Here is a 20,586-nt window from a genome sequence, read left to right on the forward strand (position 1 = left end):
TCAGAGGTCGAGTCGGATCCGGCCGTCGTCGATCGTGTCCGGAGGATCGCCCGGCGATGGTGCCGGGGCTGTCCGCTGCGTCTGGCGGTCGCGCTCGATACCTGCCTCGTGCGCAGACGGAGACCAGACGGCGTCGAATGCGCCGCCGAGTCCCCCTCCACTGGTCTCGTACTTCTTCTCGATCGGCACCCTCGAGAAGCCGAAGGCGATCACGACGATCACCGCCGAGACCAGGAGCAGCAGCACTCCGACCGTGACGAGCACACCCACTCCCTGTTCCATGTGCTCCAGAGTAGGCGTCGGGTGGGGCGAGAGCATCCTCTTCCGGGAGGAGATGTTCAGCGGAGGCGACGTCCGTGCGCCAGGTCGATGAGGCGAGACAGCACCGGCCCCGAGCGCAGCCCGTTGTGCTCGTGCTCGCTCGTCTGCCAGAGCTGCACCCCCGGGATCAGCTTCGCGGTCTCGATCGAGAGCTCGTAGGGCACGTAGACGTCGTTGACGTAGACCGCGGCTGCACCGGTCGCTTCCGACCCTGCGATCGCGGCCGCGTCGTAGATGCTCGGCCACTCGAACTCGGCGAGTTCGAGGGCGACCTCTCGCCACGGCTGGAATGCGGGCACCGTCTCGGTCCACTCGCGGCGGATGTGTTCGCCCGTGAACAGCGTGGGGTCATCGCGGAAGTCCGCGGGCTCCGTGCGCTCGGCCGACCAACGGGTCGCGTGCCCGTCGGCGTAGCTCGATTCGTGGAAGGCGAAGTACAGCGGGTTGCGGCCGCCATAGGGCATCGCATGCATCAGGTCGTACCGGAAGGCGTTGGAGGACGGATCGCGCTCCAGGATCGACCACAGTGTCTGCCAGCCGTCGTCTGTGCCGAGTGCGGATCCCACCGACCGCAGGCGCGAGCGCGAGACGACCTCGCCGTCGGGCAGGACGATGTCGCCGGCATCCGCGCGATCGATGAGCCGTCGCATGACGTCGCGGTGTTCCGGGAAGCGGCGGTAGTAGCGTTCCGAGGCGTCGCGCATCTTGTCGTAGCAGAGCGCGTACACGTCGTCGGGGTGTCGCCCCACGGCACTGAGGCCACCGGTGATGAAGACATCTTCGAGCGAGGACGCATCGGTGGAGAGGTACGCCAAAGTCGTGAACCCGCCGAACGACTGTCCGAGCACGCTCCAGGTGGTGGCGCCCAGGTGCTCGCGCACGGCCTCGCAGTCGCGCACGATAGCGTCGGCGCGCAGATGCGTGAGGTGCTCGGCCACGGCGGCCGTGCCTCGCTCGAGGTCGTGGTCCCCCACGGGCGTGGACCGACCGGTTCCTCTCTGGTCGAGAAGCACCAGGCGGTAGTGGGCGAGAGCCTCATCCAACCACGCCGGCGACGATGAGGAGTGGAAGGGACGCGGAGCCTCGTGCCCCGGCCCGCCCTGGAGGAAGACCAGATACGGGAGGGCCTCTCCGCCTTCGCGGGTGACCACGCGCGCGAAGACGTCGATCGTGCGGTGGTCGGCTGGATCGCCCCACACCAGGGGGACGGTGAGCGTGTGCTCTTCGACGGTGAGATCCTGCAGCCTGCGGACGACGGTGCTCATGTTCACATCACATTTCCGATGTAGGAGTATTTGACGAAGACCTCCGAGGCGATGCCCGACTCCTCGAGCACACCCTGCACAGCGGTCATCATGTAGTTGGAATCCCAGCCCATGTAGAGGAAGTGGCCCTCGTCGAGCTCGTCCCACTGCCCCTTCCAGGCCATGTCCTGGTAGATCGGGCCGCCATGGGCGGCGCAGTAGGCCAAGGCAGCGTCTCTCGTGTCGGTCCACGCGCGACGGAAGACCCGGTTGAACAGGTACTTGACGTCGGGCACCTCCCAGCGCTCACCGCGGTACTCGACGTAGTCGAACTCCCGCTCCCAACCCCTCGGCCATCCGCGGCGGCGGACGGCGTCCAGGATCGGCGTGAGGCCGTCGTCGTCGATCTCCGGTAGAGCGGGTCGCGCCCAGATGCGGATCAGATCGGCCGTGAGCGCGATCGTGCGCCGCGTGATCGACGCCGTGTTCCAGGATTCGAGATCGGTGAGATCTCGTGTCGCCGGCACCGAGCTGCGTGCGTAGGCGTCCGAGCGCTTGACGGGGAAAGAGGCGCCGAACACCCGCTCGGCCAGCGGCTGTTCGAGCAGGGTCAGATTGCCGAGGGTCGGGGCGAGGGCTCGATGGCTGTTCTGCTCGTCTTCGGAGTACTCGATCCACGATCGCTCCCCATCACCCGACCAGGCATCGCCGGGCACGGTCGGGACGATGTGCTCGACGTCGAAGGAGTCGAGGTCGTCGACACCTTCGAGCCGCCCCAGCACATAGGCGGGGTGGGGGAGCTCGCTGTACTTCAGCACCGCGCTCACGCGCTCGTCGGAGGGCGTGATCCGGGCGAAAGCGCGCGCGAGCGCATCGCGACCGTCGCGGCGTGCGCGGCACAGTCGTGCGATCAGCCTCTCGGCCGGCAGATTCACCAGGGCGCGTCGGAGGTACAGCGCCTGGAGCCACTCGAGGGTCTCGATGAGCTCCGCGCGGTCGATGACTCCGCGCACGTGATCGCTGTAGGCGCTCATCACCAGGGGATACGACGAGCGTCCGAAGGTGTTGACGTGGCGCAGCTGCTGCGCGATCTCGGGGTCAGGCTCGCGTGACGGGTCGAGCAGGATGCCGTAGATCTCGGCATGGTGCCGCCACTCGGCCGCATCGGCCTGCAGATGGTCGACATCGACGCGGGGGAACGACTGCCGGAACGCGCTGTACACGCCGTGCTCGCCGTTCGCCGCGACCTCGCGACCGGTGACGAGCACGAGGTAGTGCCGCCAGAAGGCGCCGATCGCCTCGCCGGTGTGCCGTTCGATCGGCACCCAGAAGCGGCCCTCGACGTCGACCTGTTCCGCGTGACTCAGGCCCATCAGGATGTAGTTGTGGATCAGCTCGTGATCGCGCAGCGGCTCACCCGTCGAGTTCAGGCTCTCGAAGATCTGCTGGGCGTTCGCCTGGGCGCCGAGGGTGATCGACACGTGTTCGAGCTTCTGCAGCCCGCGCCAGATGGTCGGAACCTCGTCGACATGGATCTGGCTGCGGAAGAAGGCGTAGTTGTCGTCGAAGCGCGACTCGCGATCGGCGTCTTCTCGTCGGTCGAGCACGACGGACTCGTACAGCTCGGCCCAGGCGTCGTGCGGGCGCAGTTTGGTGCGGTCGGGGGCGTCGGAGCGCACCAACACGTGTGCGAGTGCGGCGGCCAGGGCGGGATCGGTCTCGCGGATCGCATGGTGCAGCGCCGCCACCAGCAGCATGAGGGTGGTGATGCGCTGCTGGCCGTCGATGAGGATCAGGTCGGATTCGGCGGATGCCCCGTCCTCGGCGGACAGGATCGAGCCGATGAAGTGGCGATGCGCATCGTCTTCGCTGGCGACCGCGCGGATGTCGGAGAGAAGACGTTCGCAGCCACCGATGTCCCACCGGTACTGCCGCTGATATACGGGGACGACGATGGCCGTGCTCCCCGCCGCGAGCCATTCGATCGTGTTGACTGCTGTCGCCTCGACGTTGGTCGCGGTGCTCATGCTGGTGTCTCGTCCTCCCGTAGCGACGGGCACCGAGGACTCGCCTGGCGCCCCGATCAGTCTATTCGGTTATGCACGGCCGACCTCCGAAGAGCTCGCGGACCACGCTGTTAGGCTTGCCTTATCAGGGCCTGTTAAAACGTGCTGGCCCCCGATGAAAGGAACATGACTCGATCATGGGTTACATCAAGTCCGCTGCCCTCGAGGAAAAGGGATTCGTCGTCCTCGACAGCTACAACCAGGAGCTCGACCCCAAGGAATGGCTCGACATCGAGTACAACGACTGGAAGTCGTCGGGTGACACCCGCTTCGCCCCGCTCGCCAGTGCCTTCGGTGACATCGAGTGCAACGGTTTCTGGAACCACAAGCCGCCGCGCACCGACAAGGACGGCGTCTGGATCGACTCGCAGACCGAGAAGGCCCCGAACCTGACGCGTCGCGCGCAGGAGCCGGGTGCCAACGTCGGCCGCTGCCGCGTCATCGAGCTGCAGCCGACCCCGTACGGCGACTGCCTCTACAACCTGCACCAGGACGACAACAACCGTCTGAACCCGGACGGCACCGGCTGGGTGGTCCGCGGCTTCTTCAACCTGACCGATGACAAGGACAGCTACTTCGTTCTGCGCGAGAACCGCACCGACCCGAGCATCGAGTACCGCATCGCCCTTCCGGCCGGTGCGCAGCTCATCGTCGACACGCAGCGCCTCTGGCACGCGGCCACGCACAACGGCACCGAGCCGCGCTACTGCCTCATCACGTCGTGGACCTCTGGCCCGGAGCTCGACGCCTACATCGAGAAGTACAACGGCACCGACGATGTGCCCAACTACGAGGTCGACCAGGAGACGCTGGAGTTCGGCTACGCCGAGCAGGCGCGCAAGGACGCTGCCCGTGCGGCGTACTACGCCGCCAAGGGCCAGCAGGTCAAGCAGGCCATGAGCGAGGCCTGACCCTCGTCAGACTCACGACCTCTTCCGGTCAGAAGGCCCCGGTCCCCGTGACCGGGGCCTTCGTCGTGGAATGACATGCTTGTGATTTCCGGGGATCTCGGCGAGAATGGGCGCACAACCGCATATTCTCGCCACTTCGTGGTTCAGGTCGTTGGGGAAGACGCACCTGATGAAACGGAGAGATCATGGCGACGGCTTACGCACGCGGAGTGGTGTTCATCCACTCTGCGCCTCGCGCGCTCTGCCCGCACCTCGAATGGGCGGTGGGTCGCGCTATCGGGCGTGCGGTGAACTTCGACTGGACCGAACAGCCCGTTCTGGACGGCGCTCGACGCGCGGAGTTCTACTGGGACGGCCCCGTCGGAACCGGAGCGGCTCTCGCGACCTCCATCCGCGGTTGGGAGCACCTCCGCTTCGAAGTGACGGAGGACCCGACGCCCCGCAGTGACGGCGGCCGTTGGCTTCACACACCCGACCTCGGCATCCACTACGCGCAGACCGATGCCGCCGGCAACATCGTCATCGGTGAAGACCGCATCCGCTATGCGATGGAGATCGCCGCCGGGAGTGCGGTCGAGCTGCAGCGCGAACTCGACATCGCGCTCGGCTCCGCCTGGGACGAGGAGCTCGAGCCCTTCCGTCACGCCAGCGACGACGCCAGGGTCGTCTGGCTCCACAAGGTCGGCTAGCCCGACACCACAGACCGGGACGGGGGAGGCGTGAGTATCGGATGCCGGTGAGTGATCCCGGACGCTGAGAAGACGTATCCCCGCTCCGCACGACGAGGACCCCGCCCCGGAAACGAGGCGGGGTCCTCGTCGTCCGGGTCAGATCACCGCTGTGTGCTGCAGCTCCGCGGTGTGCGATGCGCTCCCTCCACGCACGTCTTGCCAGGCCAGGGCCAACCGCCGCATGGCCTCCGCCATCCGTTGAGGCGGGAGCGTGATCGGGATGCGCAACCGACGCTCGAGCACTCCGCCCGTCGTGAAGCGCGGGCCGGGCGGAAGCACCAGACGCCGTTCGCGTGCGGCGAGGGAGAGCGAGGTGGACAGCGGTGCGCCGATGTCGACCCAGGCGGAGAGGCCTCCCGGCGTGGGCGGCATCCGGAACCCGGGGATGCCGCCCACGCCCGCCTCCACCGCCGCGCGACCCGCGTGCAGGCGCCGGCGGACGTGGGCGGTGAGTGCCGGCATGTCGGCGAGCAGCTCGACCGCGATGCACTGCTCGAGCAGCGCCGTGCCGAGTTCGAACGAGGGACGCACCGCGAGCAGTCGCGCGATGACCGAACGCTCCGCGCGGATCCAGCCGATGCGCATCCCACCCCAGGCGATCTTCGACATCGATCCGACGGTGATCACGTTGGGGCCGCCCGCGGCCATGGGGATCGGTGACCAGCCTCGGTCGATGTCGAGTTCGGTCGTGGTCTCGTCGACGATCAGATGAGTGCCCACGTTGCGCGCGGTGGTGACGACGCGCGATCGCTCGTCGTCCGGGAGGGTCGCGCCGGTCGGGTTGTGGAAGTCCGGGATGAGATAGGCAACGTGCGGGCGGGCGCTGAGCAGTGTCTCGTTCAGGTGTCTCGTATCCCACCCGTCGACGTCCACGGGGGTGGGAAGTAGACGATACCCGTGGCGGTGCAGGGTTTCCAGGGCATGAGGGAACGTCGGCTGTTCGACGAGCGCTCGCTCACCACGACGCCCGATCGCCGTGAGGATCAGGTTCACCGCGTTGAGTGCTCCGGAGGTGATGATGATCTCGTCGGACGATGTCGGGGCGCCTCGATCACGAAAGCGTTGGGCGACGGCCTCACGGAGCTCGGGGAGTCCGCGGAGGGAGTATCCGCTGGTGCCGCGCAGCGCCGCGAGGCGGGGCAGCGAGCGCACGGTCGCGTCGTACAGGCCCGGAGTCGAATCCATCGACGCGATGGACAGGTCGATCGCGTCGTCGTCGGCCTCCGTGCCGGGAGCGCTATGTCCGTTCGGGAGCGTGACGCGCGTGCTCCCGCCGTGCAGGCGCGAGACATAGCCGTCGGTCTGCAGCACCCCGTAGGCACGGGTGATCGTCGAACGGGAACGGCGCAGCTCGAGCGCGAGCGCTCGCTCGCTCGGTAGCCGCTCGCCGACGGTGAGGCGGCCGTCGAGGATCAGCGCCCTGATCCCGTCCGCGAGCCTCGACGCGGTGGCTCCCGCGACGTTGTGCGCTCCGAGCTGTTCGACGAGTCGTGATCCCATAGGTCAAGCATGACGCAAAGTGGCCTGGTCTATGCAGACCACTTTGCGGCGAGTGGCTTCGCCTCGGAACGTCGCCCGAGGGCCAGAGTAGAGGGATGCTCCTGCGTTCCGTGCTTCTCCCCGTCACTGCCACGAGTCGACGCGACCTCCTCGAGAGGTTCGTCCAACTGCTCGTCGGTCTTTTCCTCTACGGCGTCGCACTCGGGTTCATGGTGCGTGGTGGCATCGGCGTGGCGCCGTGGGACGTGCTGGCCCTCGGCCTCGCCGCCCAGACCGGCCTCGGGTACGGCGTCATGACCGTACTCGTCTCGATCGTGGTGCTGCTGCTGTGGATTCCGCTGCGTCAGCGCGTGGGACTCGGAACCGTCTTGAACGCGCTGCTCGTCGGGCCCAGCGCCGATCTCGCGCTCGCCCTCATCCCGCAGCCGTCTTCGGTGTGGATCGGCGCTCCGATGTTCGTCTTCGGGCTGCTTCTGCTGGCCTTCGCGACAGGTCTCTACATCGCCGCCGACTTCGGTCCCGGCCCTCGCGATGGACTGATGACGGGGCTCGTTCGTCGAACCGGATGGGCGGTGTGGCTGGTGCGCACACTGATCGAGGGGAGCGTGCTGCTCGTTGGCTTCCTGCTGGGCGGCCCCGTCGGCGTCGGCACCGTACTCTTCGCCTTCGGTGTCGGTCCGCTGATCGGCTGGTTCCTCTCGCGCATCACCCGGATGCGCGAGGCCCGATCGCAGAAGCTCGGGAGCCTCCGCACCGCCTGACGGAACACCGCGCACCTGCATGACCTGTGCACGCTTGCATGATCGAGTACCGGCGGATGCTCATGCTTCCGTGTGATCTTCATGCAGATGAGAAGAGCGGCCCTCGGAATCCCGAGGGCCGCTCTTCCTGTTCGCGCGTGATGTCAGTCGGCGCTGGCGACCACGAGGACTGCGTTGTGACCGCCGAATCCGAACGAGTTGCTGATCGCGATCTGCGGACCGTCACCGAGAGGTGTGGCTTCGCCCGAGAGACGGAACGGGACGGCCGGGTCGGGCTCCGTCATGTTGATCGTCGGCGGTGCGACACGGTCGCGCAGCGCGAGGAGGGAGAAGATCGCCTCGAGCGCGCCGGTGCCACCGAGAAGGTGCCCGGTCGATGCCTTCGTCGCCGAGACGGGGATCTCGTCGATCCGGTCTCCGAAGACCTTCTTGAGCGCGACGTACTCGTTGGGGTCGCCGACAGGAGTCGACGTGGCGTGCGCGTTGATGTGCGTGACCTGGTCGGCCGTGACCCCGGCCTCTTCGAGCGCCTGCGTGACGGCACGGGCCGCACCGTTGCCCTCGGGGTCGTTGCCCGTGATGTGGTAGGCATCGGCGGTGACGCCACCGCCCAGCACGTAGCCGTAGATCTTGGCGCCGCGGGCCTTGGCATGCTCCTCGGTCTCGAGGATCAGTGCGGCTGCGCCTTCGCCCATGACGAACCCGTCACGGTCGATCGCGCCGGGCCGCGACGCGTGCGCGGGGTCGTCGTTCCGTCGAGAGAGTGCCTGTGCGGAGGCGAAGGAGGCCATCGTGATCGGGTGGATCGCGGACTCCGTCCCGCCGGCGATCACGACGTCTGCGAGACCGTCCTGCAGGTGGTGGTAGGCGTGGATGATCGATTCGGTGCTGGAGGCGCACGCGCTGACCACGGTCTGCGCATACGCGCGAGCGTGGAACTGCAGCGACAGGTTTCCGGCGGCGGCGTTCGGCATGAGCATGGGGACTGTGAGAGGCATGACCCGACGCGGGCCCTTCTCGCGGAGGGTGTCCCAGGCATCCAGAAGCGTCCAGAGGCCACCGATGCCGGTGGCGAAGTCGATGCCGAGACGCTCGGGGGCGACCTCGGGCGAACCGGCGTCCTCCCATGCCTCGCGCGCGGCGATCAGCGCGAACTGCGACGAGGGGTCGAGGCGCTTTGCCTCGTGGCGGGGGAGCACCTCTTCGGGGCGGACGATCGCCTCGGCGGCGAAGGTGACGGGCAGCTCGTACTGCTGTACCCAGTCGTGTTCGAGCGTGCGGGTGCCGGACATACCGGCCAGCAGGTTCGTCCAGTTCTCCGGGGCCGTGCCGCCGATGGCGGAAGTGGCGCCGATGCCGGTGACGACGATGCGCTTGGTCATGAGGTGTGGTTCCTTGTCGAAACGAAGTCGAACGGGTGAGAGGGCAGGCGGAGGATGCCACTCCCCGCGAGGCGCGGGAGTGGCATCCTGCCGGGATTACTCCTGGCCCGCGACGATGAAGCTGACGGCGTCGCCGACGGTCTTCAGGTTCTTGACCTCGTCGTCGGGGATGGTGACGCCGAACTTCTCCTCGGCGTTGACGACGATCGTCATCATCGAGATGGAGTCGATGTCGAGGTCGTCCGTGAACGACTTCTCGAGCGCGACCTCGGAAGCGTTGATGCCGGTCTCGTCGGTGATGAGCTCTGCGAGGCCAGCGAGGACCTCATCGTTGGTGAAAGCCATGTGGTCTTCCTCTTTCTTGCGGGTTGTTTTCGGAACCGTGGAACAGTCTAGGGAAGGTCAGCGCATTCTCAGGGAAGGACGACGACCTGTGCGGCGAACACGAGACCGGCGCCGAAGCCGATCTGCAGTGCGAGACCGCCCGAGAGCTCGGGGTGCTCGGCCATCAGGCGGTGGCTGGCCAACGGGATGGAGGCCGCGGAGGTGTTGCCCGTGGTCTCGATGTCGCGCGCGATCACCGTGGTCTCGGGCAGCTTCAACTGCTTGGCGAACTCGTCGATGATGCGCATGTTCGCCTGGTGCGGGATGAACGCGGCGATGTCGGAGGGCTCGACGCCCGCCTTGTCCAGCGCCTCGCGCGCGACCTTCGCCATCTCCCAGACCGCCCAGCGGAAGACCGTCGGCCCCTCCTGACGCAGGGTCGGCCACGGCACCACGCCGTCGCGGAAGTCGGTGAGCGTGCCGTTCATGCCCACAGCATCGGCCTTGGAGCCGTCGGAGCCCCAGACGGCAGGAGCGATGCCCGGCGTGTCGCTCGGGCCGATGAGTGCGGCGCCCGCACCGTCGCCGAGGAGGAAGGAGATGCTGCGGTCGGTCGGGTCGACGACGTCCGACAGCTTCTCCGTGCCGATCACGAGCGCGTAGCGAGCCGCACCGGCCTTGATCAGCGCGTCGGCCTGGGCGATCGCATACGCGTATCCGGCGCAGGCCGCGTTGATGTCGTAGGCGGCTGCCGGGTTCGCCCCCACGCGGTCGGCGACGATCGCCGAGACGGACGGGGTCTGCTTGGGGTTGCTGATGGTCGCGACGATCACCAGATCGACCTGGTCGGCCGGAACGCCGGACTTCTCGATCGCCTCGGCCGCAGCCGTGGTCGCGAGGTCGATCGCGTCGGTGCCCTTGTCGGCTCGAGCGCGGGTGATGATGCCCGTGCGCTGGCGGATCCACTCGTCGCTCGAGTCGATCGGACCGATCAGGTCTTCGTTCGGCACGGCGTTCTCGCCGCGGGCAGCGCCGTAGGAGTAGATGCGCGTGTATGCCGGGCCGGTCACCTGGGCGAGGGTGGCGCTCATGCGGCTTCTCCGTTCAGCAGCGCGACGGCTGCATCGAGATCTTCGGGGGTCTTCACAGCGACGGTCGGGATGCCACGGAGGCCGCGCTTGGCGAGCCCGACCAGAGCGCCGGCGGGGGCGAGCTCGATGACACCCGTCACGCCGGCATCTGCGAAGGACTGCATGCAGAGGTCCCAGCGCACCGGCGACGACACCTGGTCGACGAGGTAGTCGAGTGCCTGAGCGCCGTCGGTCACGGCTGAGCCGTCACGGTTCGTCCACAGTGTGACGTCGGGGTTCGCGGGGGTGACGTCCGCCACCGCATCGCGGAGGGCGGCGACCGCGGACGCCATGTATCGCGTGTGGAAGGCGCCGGCCACCTGCAGCGGGATGACGCGGGTGCCCTTGAGAGGCTCCTCCGCGAGAGCGGCGAGCGCGGGAAGCGCGCCGGCGACCACGATCTGCCCGCCGCCGTTGTAGTTGGCGGGGGAGAGGTCGAGCTCGGCGAGGCGGGCCAGAAGGGCATCTTCATCGCCACCGAGCACGGCGCTCATGCCCGTCTGCTCCTGCGCTGCGGCATCGGCCATCGCACGGCCGCGGATGCCCACCAGGCGCATGCCGGTGTCGGCGTCGATCACATTGCTGCCGACGAGTGCCGCGATCTCACCGACGGAGTGGCCGGCGATGCCGTCGGCACGACGACCGGCGCGTTGCGTCAGCGCGTCACCGGCGATCAGCGACGCGGCGACGATCAGCGGCTGCGCGACGCGCGTGTCGCGGATCGTGTCGGCGTCGGACACCGTGCCGTGTTCGCGAAGATCGACCTCCGCGGCGTCCGAGTACGCGGCGAGGCGTTCAGCCACTCCGTCGAGCTCGAGCCAAGGAGCGAGGAATCCGGGGGTCTGCGAGCCCTGACCTGGGCATACGACGACAATCACCCACCCAGTCTGCCAACGTTTGCGGCAGAGCGGTGGATGATCCATCACAAGATTCCGAAAAACCCTTGTGTGTGGCGTACAGAGAGCGGCTCAGCGCGAGGCGCGTCGCAAGGGTGCGCGTCGACGAACCTGATCCGCAGCGCCGATGGAACCGAGGATCAGAGCGGTCTGCAGGATGAGCGCTTCGCGCGGACCCGTGGCATCCCAGCCGATGACTTCGCTCACGCGCTTGAGTCGGTAGCGCACCGTGTTGGGGTGTACGAACAGCTCGCGTGCCGTGGCCTCGAGGGAGCGCCCGTTGTCGAGGTAGCTCCACAGGGTCGTGACCAGGTCGGTGGAGTGGGCCTGCAAAGGGCGGAAGATGCGCTCGATCAGGGTCTGCTTCGCCAGTGGGTCTCCGGCGAGTGCCCGCTCCGGAAGCAGGTCGTCGGCTTCGACGGGACGGGGAGCACCGCGCCACGCACGGGCGACCGCGAACCCTGCGAGAGCGGCGCGTGCGCTCTGGCTCGCGTCCACGAGGGCTGCGACCTCGGGGCCGAGCACGACATAGCCGGGGCCGAAAGACGGCTCGAGGCGGGAGGCGATCTCTTGGAAGCCCAGTTCTTCCTCTTCGCCCTCATGGCCTTCGACGCGTGCGCGTCCGAGCACGAGGACGAGTCGGGAGCCCTGCACTCCGATGAGCACGTCGACGGCGAGCTTCCTGGCCGTGCGGCGCACCAGGTCGACGTCGAACTGGGCAGGCGTGGTGCCGACGAGGACGGCGACCTCGCCATGGCCGTGCCATCCGAGCGCGGCGATCCGGCTCGGGAGCTCCTCGTCGGCCTCACCCGTGAGGATCGAGTCGACGACGAGTGCTTCCAGACGTGCGTCCCAGAGGCCACGGGCCTCGGCGGCCCTGGCGTACACATCGGCCGCCGCGAAGGCGACATCACGCGAGTAGAGCAGGATCGCTTCGCGGAGGTCGTTTCCCCGTCCGGCGACGCGCTCCTCGGTGACCTCGACGGTCACACGGATGAGCTGCAGCGTCTGCTGCAGGCTGACGCTGCGTAGAAGTTCACGCGGAGCCGCGGCGAAGATGTCGGCCGCGATCCACGGGGTGGAGGTGGGGTCTTCGTACCACTGGATGAACGACGTGATGCCGGCCTGAGCCACCAGCCCGACCGCAGAGCGGCGGGCTGGTGGCATGTCGGCGTACCACGGGAGGGTGTCCTCCAGGCGCTTGATCGTCACCGAGGCGATGTCACCGGAGATCCGGCGCAGCCAGGTGAGCGTCGCGGCCTTGTCCATGCCGGAGGGAGAGGATCCTGTCACCGAGGGCTCAGCTTTCGCCGCCCGCGTTGCCGCTGGTCCCGGCGTTCACATCGTGCAGGCTGTACTTCTGGATCGCCTGCGCCGCGAGAGAACGGTCGACGACCCCGTCTTCGGCGAGTGACTGCAGCGTGCGGACGACGATCGACGGGCCGTCGATCTTGAAGAAGCGACGTGCGGCGGCGCGCGTGTCCGAGAAGCCGAAGCCGTCGGCACCGAGCGTGGCGAAACGGTTCGGGACCCACGGACGGATCTGGTCCTGCACCGCGTGCATGAAGTCGCTGACCGCGACGACCGGCCCTTCGGCACCCTGAAGCTTCTGGGTGAGGTACGCGGTGCGGGGCTCTTCCTCCGGGTGCAGGAAGTTGTGCTCGTCGGCGGCGAGGCCGTCGCGGCGCAGCTCGGTCCACGAGGTGACCGACCAGACGTCGGCGATCACGCCCCAGTCGTTCTTCAGCAGCTGCTGCGCCTCGAGGGCCCAGGGGAGTCCGACGCCCGACGCGAAGAGCTGGGCACGGGGGCCCTCGCCCTCGCCGACCGAGACGCGGTGGATACCGCGCACGATGCCGTCGACATCCGCGTTCTCCGGCTCGGCGGGCATCACCATCGGCTCGTTGTAGAGCGTGATGTAGTACATGACGTTCGGGTCTTCGTGGTTGCCGCCGTACATGCGCTCGAGACCCGAGCGCATGATGTGCGCGATCTCGTAGCCGTAGGCCGGGTCGTACGAGACCGTCGCCGGGTTGGTGGCGGCGAGCAGGTGCGAGTGACCGTCGGCGTGCTGCAGACCCTCACCCGTGAGGGTGGTGCGACCTGCCGTCGCGCCCATGATGAATCCGCGGGCCATCTGGTCGCCCGCCGCCCACTGAGCGTCGCCGGTGCGCTGGAATCCGAACATCGAGTAGAAGAGGTAGATCGGGATCAGCGGCTCGCCGTGCGTGGCGTAGGAGGTGCCGGCTGCGGTGAAGGCCGCGAGGGCACCCGCCTCGTTGATGCCGACGTGCACGATCTGGCCCTGCGGGCTCTCCTTGTAGGCGAGGAGGAGTTCGCGGTCGACCGACGTGTAGTGCTGGCCGTTCGGGTTGTAGATCTTCGCCGACGGGAAGTAGGCATCCATTCCGAACGTGCGTGCCTCGTCCGGGATGATCGGGACGATGCGGTGGCCGAAGTCCTTCGAGCGCAGCAGGTCCTTCAGCAGACGGACGAACGCCATGGTCGTGGCGATCTCCTGCGTGCCGGAACCCTTCTTGGGCAGGGCGTACGCCGCGTCGTCAGGGAGCGACAGGCCGACGTGGGTGGAACGGCGCTCCGGCAGATAGCCGCCGAGAGCCTGGCGACGCTCGAGCATGTACTGGATCGTCTCGTCCTGGGGGCCCGGGTTGTAGTACGGGGGCAGGTACGGGTTCTCCTCGAGCTGTGCATCCGTGATCGGGATGTGCATCGCGTCGCGGAACGTCTTGAGGTTGTCCAGCGTCATCTTCTTCATCTGGTGGGTCGCGTTGCGGCCCTCGAAGTGCGGACCGAGGCCGTAGCCCTTGACGGTCTTCGCGAGGATGACGGTGGGCTTGCCCTTGTGCTCGGTCGCTGCCTTGAACGCCGCGTAGACCTTGCGGTAGTCGTGGCCGCCGCGCTTGAGGTTCCAGATGTCCTCGTCGGAGTAGTCCTTGACGAGGGCGGCGGCGCGCTCGTCGCGGCCGAAGAAGTGCTCGCGGACGTATGCTCCGGACTCGGCCTTGTACGTCTGGTAGTCACCGTCGGGGGTGACGTTCATCAGATTGAGCAGCGCACCCTCGGTGTCGCGGGCGAGCAGGTCGTCCCATTCGCGACCCCAGACGACCTTGATGACGTTCCAGCCCGCACCGCGGAAGAACGACTCGAGCTCCTGGATGATCTTGCCGTTGCCGCGCACAGGGCCGTCGAGGCGCTGCAGGTTGCAGTTGACGATGAACGTGAGGTTGTCGAGGCCCTCGTTGGCTGCGACCTGCAGCTGGCCGCGGCTCTCGACCTCGTCCATCTCGCCGTCGCCGAGGAACGCCCAGACGTGCGACTGCGACGTGTCCTTGATGCCGCGGTTCTCGAGGTACTTGTTCGACATCGCCTGGTAGATGGCGTTGATCGGCCCGAGACCCATAGACACGGTCGGGAACTGCCAGTACTCCGGCATCAGACGCGGGTGCGGGTACGACGGGATGCCGTTCGGGGCGTGCGACTTCTCCTGGCGGAAACCGTCGAGCTGGTCCTCGCTCAGGCGTCCTTCGAGGAACGAACGCGCATAGGTGCCGGGGGAGGCATGGCCCTGGATGAAGATCTGGTCGGCGCCGCCGGGGTTGTCGGCACCCTTGAAGAAGTGGTTGAAGCCGACCTCGTACAGAGCGGCCGACGACGCGTACGTCGAGATGTGTCCACCGACGCCGATGCCAGGGCGCTGCGCGCGGTGAACCGTGATCGCGGCGTTCCACCGGATCCAGGCGCGGTAACGACGCTCGACCTCCTCGTCGCCCGGGAACTCGGGCTCGTTCTCCGAGGCGATGGTGTTGATGTAGTCCGTCGTCGGGACCATCGGCACGCCCAGGTGCAGCTCCTTCGAGCGCTTGAGCAGGCTGAGCATGATCTCGCGGCCGCGGCCGTGGCCCTTGGCATCCACCAGCTCATCGAGGGACTGCTGCCACTCGCCGGTCTCCTCCGGATCGCTGTCGAGGGGGCCCTGGGAGTACGGATCCTGGTCGTGCACGGTCACGGGGGAACCTTTCGTCAAGCTGGCAGGTCATGCCAAGGAAACGGGAAGCGACACGGGCAGCCTTGTCAGCTGTGCACAACGCGCGCCGGATTCAGCCTATCCCTCTTCTCCGACGCGGGCGCGCACCCGGCTCCCGATAGACTGACGACACCAGGGCCTTTAGCTCAGCTGGTAGAGCGCCACGTTTACACCGTGGATGTCGTCGGTTCGATCCCGGCAGGGCCCACCTCGCTCCGGAACGCTGGCGGGTCGCCTCGTCGCCGATCTAGGCTCCCCGCATGGGATTTCTGACCTTCTGCATCAATGTCACCCTGGACGGCTGCGTCGACCATCAGGAGGGGATCGCCGATGAGGAGACGCATGCCTTCTTCACGCGCCTCATGGATCAGTCCGGCGCGATGCTCTGGGGGCGCATCACCTACGAGCTGATGGAGGGGTCGTGGCCCGCGATCGCGCGAGGTGAGGTGGAGGCTCCTCCCGCGTTGCTCGAGTGGGCGCTCGAGCTCGATGCCAAGCCGAAGTATGTGGTGTCGTCCACTCGAGTGGACTTCCCATGGAACAACAGTCACCGGATCTCCGGAGACCTGCGCGCGAGCGTGCAGGAGCTCAAGGAGCAGACGCCGGCCGGGGTTCTCCTCGGCAGCGGCATGCTCGCCACCGAGCTCGATCGGCTGGATCTGATCGATGAGTACCGATTCCTCGTACATCCGCGGATCACGGGGCACGGCCCGACACTGTACGAGAGCGGACTTCCCCGCACACGAGCGTTGGAGCTGATCTCGGCGGAGCCGCTCCGCAACGGCGCCATCGCCGTGCACTACCGCCGAGCCCGCTGACCCGACCCTATGGCGGACGGGCCTTGACCCGCTCCCGCGGTCGGCCTACCGTGATCGATCATGGCTTCTCTGGAGAGCATCACGGTCGAGACACCGGAGCCGACGGCGGCCGACTTCTACGGTGCAGCCCTCGGACTCGGGACACAGGTGCGTGTGCGGCGGTCCGAGGAGCCGAGCGGCGGGTTCCGAGGCTTCCTCCTCGGGCTCGTGCTGCGTCAGCCGGCCGACGTCGATGAAATCATCCGCGGTGCCGTGCTGGCCGGGGCGACATCGGTGAAACCGGCTGCTAGATCGCTGTGGGGCTACGGCGGGGTGTTGGCGGCACCGGACGGCACGATCGTCACAGTGGCCTCATCTTCGAAGAAGGACTCCGTTGCCGTCTCCACCGACGTCGAGGAAGTCGTCCTGCAGCTCGGCGTCGCAGACGTCGCCGCGAGCAAGCGGTTCTATGCGGAACGGGGCTTCGCGGTGGGCAAGAGCTACGGGCGCAGGTACGTCGAGTTCGACACCCGCCCGATCTCCTTCACGCTGAACAGGCGCGCCGATCTCGCGAAGACCGCCGGCGTTCCGGCCGACGGCTCCGGATCGCATCGTCTCCTGATCGGAGGGGACGGCGATCCGTTCACGGATCCCGATGGATATGCGTGGCGGCCTCCGATGCCGCCCGCTCCTTCGTCGTAGGCCTGATCCGCGGTGCCGCCACCCGCGTGTCAAGCCCCGCCGCTATCGTGCGCGTGGCGCGTACGCTGGACGGCACGACAAGACTCGATCATCGAGAGACGGGAATCATCACGCACATGGCGCGACGCATCGTCGTCAGCGGGGCCTCCGGTCTGATCGGAGCAGCCCTCGTCTCCTCCCTCCGCGCCGACGGCGTCGAGGTCACCGCACTCGTACGCCGACCCCCGCGAGGGGAGAGCGAGATGCAGTGGTTTCCGGGGGACGGCGTGCTCGACCCGGAGGTGCTGGCCGGTGCCGACGCGGTGGTCGCCCTCGGTGGAGCCAGCGTCGGGCGGCTGCCGTGGACGCGTGGGTATCGCCGGGAGCTCGTCGACTCGCGTCTCCAGGCGACGCGCACCCTCACCACAGCGCTTCGCGCCCTGCGCTCCGACGCACCGGCCCTGGTCTCGGCATCCGCTGTCGGGTACTACGGCTCCGCGCCCGGCGAGGTCCTCACAGAGGATTCTGCTGCGGGGCAGACCTTCCTGGCCGACCTGACGGTGCGCTGGGAGGCCGAAGCCCGCCAGGCCGAAGACCACACGCGAGTCGCACTGCTGCGGACGGCACCGGTGATCCACCGACGCGGAGTGCTCAAGCCGCTGCTCACGCTGACGCGACTCGGTGTCTCCGGTCCGCTCGGACGGGGCACCCAGATCTGGCCCTGGATCTCATTGGATGACGAGGTGCGGGCGATCCGCCACGTCCTGGACGCGAAGATCGCCGGGCCCGTCAACCTCACCGGACCCGCACCGGCCTCGGCGAACGACATCGGGCGTGCCCTGGCCACCCGGATCCATCGGCCGTTCTGGCTCCCTGCACCTGCGTGGGCGCTGCGTCTCGCGCTCGGTGACGCTGCGGATTCGCTGCTGCTGCCCGATGCCGATGTGCGGCCGCAGGTGCTGGAGCGGTCCGGGTTCCGGTTTTCACACGCGACCGCGGCGGAGGCTGTCGCCGCCGCACTGTGACGTCGCCGGGCGGGACGGCATTCTTCCGGTGAGGCCCCTCCCGGATCAGGGCGCCCCGCTGCAAGACTGTGCGCATGGAGATCATCGAGAACTCGAAGCTCACGGTCGTCGGCGCGGGAAGCGTGGGATCGAGTGTCGCCTATGCGGCACTGATCCGTGGCTCTGCCCGTCACGTCGCCCTGTATGACATCGCGACGGACAAGGTCGAGGCCGAGGTGCTGGATCTCGCCCACGGCACGCAGTTCACGGGGTCCAGCGACATCATCGGCGGCAGTGACATCTCCGTCGCGGCCGGGTCGCACGTCGTGGTGATCACGGCCGGTGCGAAGCAGAAGCCCGGTCAGACCCGCATCGAACTCGCCGAGGTCAATGCGGGCATCATCCGCCGCATGATGCCGGAGCTGCTCGAGGTCGCCCCGAACGCGATCTACGTAATCGTCACGAACCCCTGCGACGTGCTGACGGTCATCGCGCAGGAGCAGACGGGGCTTCCGCCCGAGCGGATCTTCGCTTCGGGAACCGTGCTCGACACCTCTAGGCTGCGGTGGAAGCTCGGGCAGCGCGCCGGAGTGTCGACCGCCAGCGTCCACGCCCACATCATCGGCGAGCACGGCGACACCGAGTTCCCGCTCTGGTCTCGCGCGACGATCGGCACCGTGCCGATCCTGGAGTGGGAGACTCCCGGCCACCCGCGCTTCACGCTCGACGAGCTGCAGGATATCGCCGTCGACGTGCGTGACGCCGCGTACAAGGTCATCCAGGGCAAGGGAGCGACGAACTATGCGATCGGCCTGTCGAGCGCGCGCATCGTCGAGGCGATCCTGAGCGACGAGCACGCCGTGATGCCGGTGAGCACGGTGCTGCGCGACTTCCACGGGCTCGACGGTGTCGCCCTCTCGGTGCCGTCGATCGTGAGCGCGGCGGGTGCGGTGCCGATCCGGAACACGTCCTTCTCCGAAGGCGAGCTGGCGTTGCTTCGGCAGTCCGCCGACGCTCTCACCGCCGCGGCTGCCACCCTGCGGCCCTGAGAGCGCCGGCGCGGAGCCGACGCCCCGGTGCTCAGCGACCGTGCGGGTCGGTGCGGTTCAGCGTGGCCACGACCTGGTCGTAGTCGCCGCGGGCTTCGCCGTAGCGGAGGAACTTCACCCGCTCGACCTGGATCTCGGTGGCGTCCGGCTGTGACTCGACCAGCGCCATGACCTCGTCGATGAACTCGTCCAGCGGCATCGCCGACTCGTTGTCCTCGTGCCCGGGCATGAGGGGCGTGCGCACCGCCGGCGGCTCCAGCTCGAGCACCGACACGCTGCTCCCCTCGAGCTGCAGGCGCAGAGACTCGCTGAGCATGTGGATCGCGGCCTTGCTGGCGTTGTAGGTGGGCGTCACACGGAGCGGGGCGAACGCGAGCCCGGACGAGACCGTCATGATGGTCGCATCCGGCTGGGCGCGCAGATGCTCGATGAAGGCGGCGATGAGCCGGATCGGCCCGAGGATGTTCGTGGTCACCGTCTCCTCGGCCGTGGAGAGGAAGCCCGACGGGGTGGTCCAGTCCTCGGCACGCATGACACCGGCCATGGTGATGAGCACGTTGAGATCGGGGTGCTCGGCGAGCACGGCACCGGCCGCCGCTTCGATGCTGCCTGCATCGGTCGTGTCGATGCGGATCGTATGGATGCCGGGGTGCTCGGTCGCGATGGCCGTGAGGCGATCCTCGCGGCGTCCGCCCACGATCACGGTGTTGCCCCGCTCCCGGAGCCGCAGCGCGAGGGCGAGGCCGATGCCGCTCGTGGCCCCCGGGATGAAGATGGTGTTTCCGCTGATGTTCATACGACCAGCTTCGGCGTCTCGCCGTCGTCCCTCCAGAGAGCGGTCATCCAGGGATCGGGGATCCCTGGATGCGGCATCGACGACGGGGGATACTTCAGGAGTGGATCGTGATGCATTGGCCGAGTTCCTCCTCCGTCGGCGTGAGGCCCTGAGTCCCGCCGACGTCGGTCTCGCTACCGGGCCGCGACGCCGCACCGCAGGGCTGCGCAGAGAAGAGGTGGCGCAGCTGGCGACCATGTCGACGGACTACTACACGCGCCTGGAGCAGCGGCGCGGTCCACAGCCGAGCGTGCAGATCCTCGCCTCGCTGGCGCGGGCGCTGCGTCTGACCGAAGACGAGCGCGACTACCTCTTCCGGCTCTGCGGCCACAGCGCCCCCGACAGGGCGCACATCACGGAGTACATACGCCCTGGCATCCTCCGTGTGCTCGATCGACTGCACGACACTCCGGCCTTCGTCGTCTCCGTGCTCGATGAGGTGCTGGTGCAGAACGATGCCTCGCGTGCGCTCGTGGGCGATGCGAGCGCGCTCACCGGGCTCGACCGCAGTGGCATCTATCGCTGGTTCGCGTATCCCGACGTCGAGCGTCGGCGGTATCGCGAGGCCGATCACCCGCGGCAGGCCCGCGCCCTGGTCGGGTCGCTGCGTGCGGCGCACGGCGTGATGGGTGCCCGATCCAGGGCGGGGGAGATCGTCACCGCACTGGCGGCTCGAAGCCCGGAGTTCGTCGAGCTGTGGGACGCGCAGGTGGTGAGTCGTCGCTTCGAGCAGCACAAGGTGATGGTGCACCCCGAGCTCGGGGAGATCGAGGTCGACTGTCAGGCGCTCTTCACCGAGGACGAGTCGCATGCGCTGATCGTGCTCACCGCCGCGCCCGGAAGCGACTCGGCGAGCAAGCTCGAGTTCCTGCGGGTGCTGGGCACGCAGAACGTCTGACGCTGGTCGTC

General features: G+C 67.9%; 19 protein-coding genes and 1 tRNA gene. 9 read left to right on the forward strand and 11 right to left on the reverse strand.

Going from position 1 to position 20,586, the window contains the following annotated elements; genetic code table 11:
* From ACIQLD_RS01515 to ACIQLD_RS01525, 3 genes are read right to left on the reverse strand one after another with little or no spacing between them, the layout of a single operon-like run.
* Positions 1–282, reverse strand: coding sequence for a hypothetical protein (locus tag ACIQLD_RS01515; protein WP_021200733.1), 282 nt, complete (start codon positions 280–282; stop codon positions 1–3).
* Positions 283–338: 56 nt separating this feature from the next.
* Entirely contained in the window at positions 339–1,586 is a 1,248-nt protein-coding gene (locus tag ACIQLD_RS01520) for an alpha/beta fold hydrolase (RefSeq protein WP_402604240.1), read from the reverse strand.
* Positions 1,587–1,588: 2 nt separating this feature from the next.
* Positions 1,589–3,592, reverse strand: a complete 2,004-nt coding sequence (locus tag ACIQLD_RS01525; RefSeq protein WP_402604242.1) for a DUF262 domain-containing protein — start codon at positions 3,590–3,592, stop codon at positions 1,589–1,591.
* A gap of 176 nt (positions 3,593–3,768) precedes the next feature.
* Here ACIQLD_RS01525 and ACIQLD_RS01530 point away from each other — a divergent pair, with 176 nt between their 5' ends.
* Complete coding sequence (locus tag ACIQLD_RS01530) at positions 3,769–4,542, forward strand: hypothetical protein (RefSeq protein WP_105670086.1); 774 nt, start codon at positions 3,769–3,771, stop codon at positions 4,540–4,542.
* Between the two features lie 185 nt (positions 4,543–4,727).
* A complete protein-coding gene (locus ACIQLD_RS01535) occupies positions 4,728–5,231 on the forward strand; it encodes a DUF3145 domain-containing protein (RefSeq protein WP_017830431.1) in 504 nt (167 codons plus the stop codon).
* A gap of 138 nt (positions 5,232–5,369) precedes the next feature.
* On the opposite strand, the gene ACIQLD_RS01540 is transcribed toward ACIQLD_RS01535, so the two are convergent.
* Positions 5,370–6,773 (reverse strand): PLP-dependent aminotransferase family protein, encoded by a 1,404-nt coding sequence (locus tag ACIQLD_RS01540; protein WP_402604245.1) that lies wholly within the window; start codon positions 6,771–6,773, stop codon positions 5,370–5,372.
* Positions 6,774–6,868: 95 nt separating this feature from the next.
* On the opposite strand from ACIQLD_RS01540, the gene ACIQLD_RS01545 reads away from it, so the two are divergent.
* Positions 6,869–7,534 carry a YitT family protein gene (locus ACIQLD_RS01545; protein ID WP_402604246.1) on the forward strand — a complete coding sequence of 222 codons (666 nt, stop codon included), beginning with the start codon at positions 6,869–6,871 and terminating at the stop codon, positions 7,532–7,534.
* Positions 7,535–7,677: 143 nt separating this feature from the next.
* Here the strand turns inward: ACIQLD_RS01545 and ACIQLD_RS01550 are convergent, their stop codons facing one another.
* The 6 genes from ACIQLD_RS01550 to aceE form a co-directional block, all read right to left on the reverse strand.
* Positions 7,678–8,916 (reverse strand): beta-ketoacyl-[acyl-carrier-protein] synthase family protein, encoded by a 1,239-nt coding sequence (locus ACIQLD_RS01550; RefSeq protein ID WP_402604248.1) that lies wholly within the window; start codon positions 8,914–8,916, stop codon positions 7,678–7,680.
* Between the two features lie 96 nt (positions 8,917–9,012).
* A complete protein-coding gene (locus ACIQLD_RS01555) occupies positions 9,013–9,261 on the reverse strand; it encodes an acyl carrier protein (RefSeq protein WP_017830435.1) in 249 nt (82 codons plus the stop codon).
* Between the two features lie 68 nt (positions 9,262–9,329).
* Positions 9,330–10,331 (reverse strand): beta-ketoacyl-ACP synthase III, encoded by a 1,002-nt coding sequence (locus ACIQLD_RS01560; protein ID WP_402604250.1) that lies wholly within the window; start codon positions 10,329–10,331, stop codon positions 9,330–9,332.
* Complete coding sequence (locus tag ACIQLD_RS01565; RefSeq protein ID WP_402604252.1) at positions 10,328–11,248, reverse strand: ACP S-malonyltransferase; 921 nt, start codon at positions 11,246–11,248, stop codon at positions 10,328–10,330. The genes ACIQLD_RS01560 and ACIQLD_RS01565 overlap by 4 nt, the downstream gene beginning before the upstream one ends.
* 90 nt (positions 11,249–11,338) lie before the next feature.
* On the reverse strand, positions 11,339–12,535 hold the full coding sequence (locus ACIQLD_RS01570) for a PucR family transcriptional regulator (RefSeq protein WP_402608469.1): 1,197 nt from the start codon (positions 12,533–12,535) through the stop codon (positions 11,339–11,341).
* A gap of 31 nt (positions 12,536–12,566) precedes the next feature.
* Positions 12,567–15,293, reverse strand: a complete 2,727-nt coding sequence (aceE, locus tag ACIQLD_RS01575) for a pyruvate dehydrogenase (acetyl-transferring), homodimeric type (RefSeq protein ID WP_402604254.1) — start codon at positions 15,291–15,293, stop codon at positions 12,567–12,569.
* A 153-nt stretch (positions 15,294–15,446) separates the two neighbouring features.
* Between aceE and ACIQLD_RS01580 the strand changes: the two genes are divergently transcribed.
* The 5 genes from ACIQLD_RS01580 (at position 15,447) to ACIQLD_RS01600 (ending at position 18,842) form a co-directional block, all read left to right on the forward strand.
* Positions 15,447–15,519: transfer RNA gene (locus ACIQLD_RS01580), tRNA-Val, on the forward strand.
* Between the two features lie 52 nt (positions 15,520–15,571).
* Entirely contained in the window at positions 15,572–16,129 is a 558-nt protein-coding gene (locus tag ACIQLD_RS01585; protein ID WP_402604257.1) for a dihydrofolate reductase family protein, read from the forward strand.
* A gap of 60 nt (positions 16,130–16,189) precedes the next feature.
* Entirely contained in the window at positions 16,190–16,810 is a 621-nt protein-coding gene (locus ACIQLD_RS01590) for a glyoxalase (RefSeq protein ID WP_402604259.1), read from the forward strand.
* A gap of 116 nt (positions 16,811–16,926) precedes the next feature.
* Positions 16,927–17,814, forward strand: a complete 888-nt coding sequence (locus tag ACIQLD_RS01595; RefSeq protein WP_402608470.1) for a TIGR01777 family oxidoreductase — start codon at positions 16,927–16,929, stop codon at positions 17,812–17,814.
* 74 nt (positions 17,815–17,888) lie between these two features.
* Entirely contained in the window at positions 17,889–18,842 is a 954-nt protein-coding gene (locus tag ACIQLD_RS01600) for an L-lactate dehydrogenase (protein ID WP_402604261.1), read from the forward strand.
* 31 nt (positions 18,843–18,873) lie between these two features.
* Here the strand turns inward: ACIQLD_RS01600 and ACIQLD_RS01605 are convergent, their stop codons facing one another.
* Positions 18,874–19,638: an SDR family oxidoreductase gene (locus ACIQLD_RS01605; RefSeq protein ID WP_402604264.1), complete on the reverse strand. Its 765-nt coding sequence runs from the start codon at positions 19,636–19,638 to the stop codon at positions 18,874–18,876.
* A 100-nt stretch (positions 19,639–19,738) separates the two neighbouring features.
* Here ACIQLD_RS01605 and ACIQLD_RS01610 point away from each other — a divergent pair, with 100 nt between their 5' ends.
* Positions 19,739–20,575: a helix-turn-helix transcriptional regulator gene (locus ACIQLD_RS01610; protein WP_402604266.1), complete on the forward strand. Its 837-nt coding sequence runs from the start codon at positions 19,739–19,741 to the stop codon at positions 20,573–20,575.
* Positions 20,576–20,586 lie beyond the last annotated feature (11 nt).

This window comes from Microbacterium sp. NPDC091662 (genome assembly GCF_044756705.1).
In the GTDB taxonomy this organism is placed as follows: domain Bacteria; phylum Actinomycetota; class Actinomycetes; order Actinomycetales; family Microbacteriaceae; genus Microbacterium.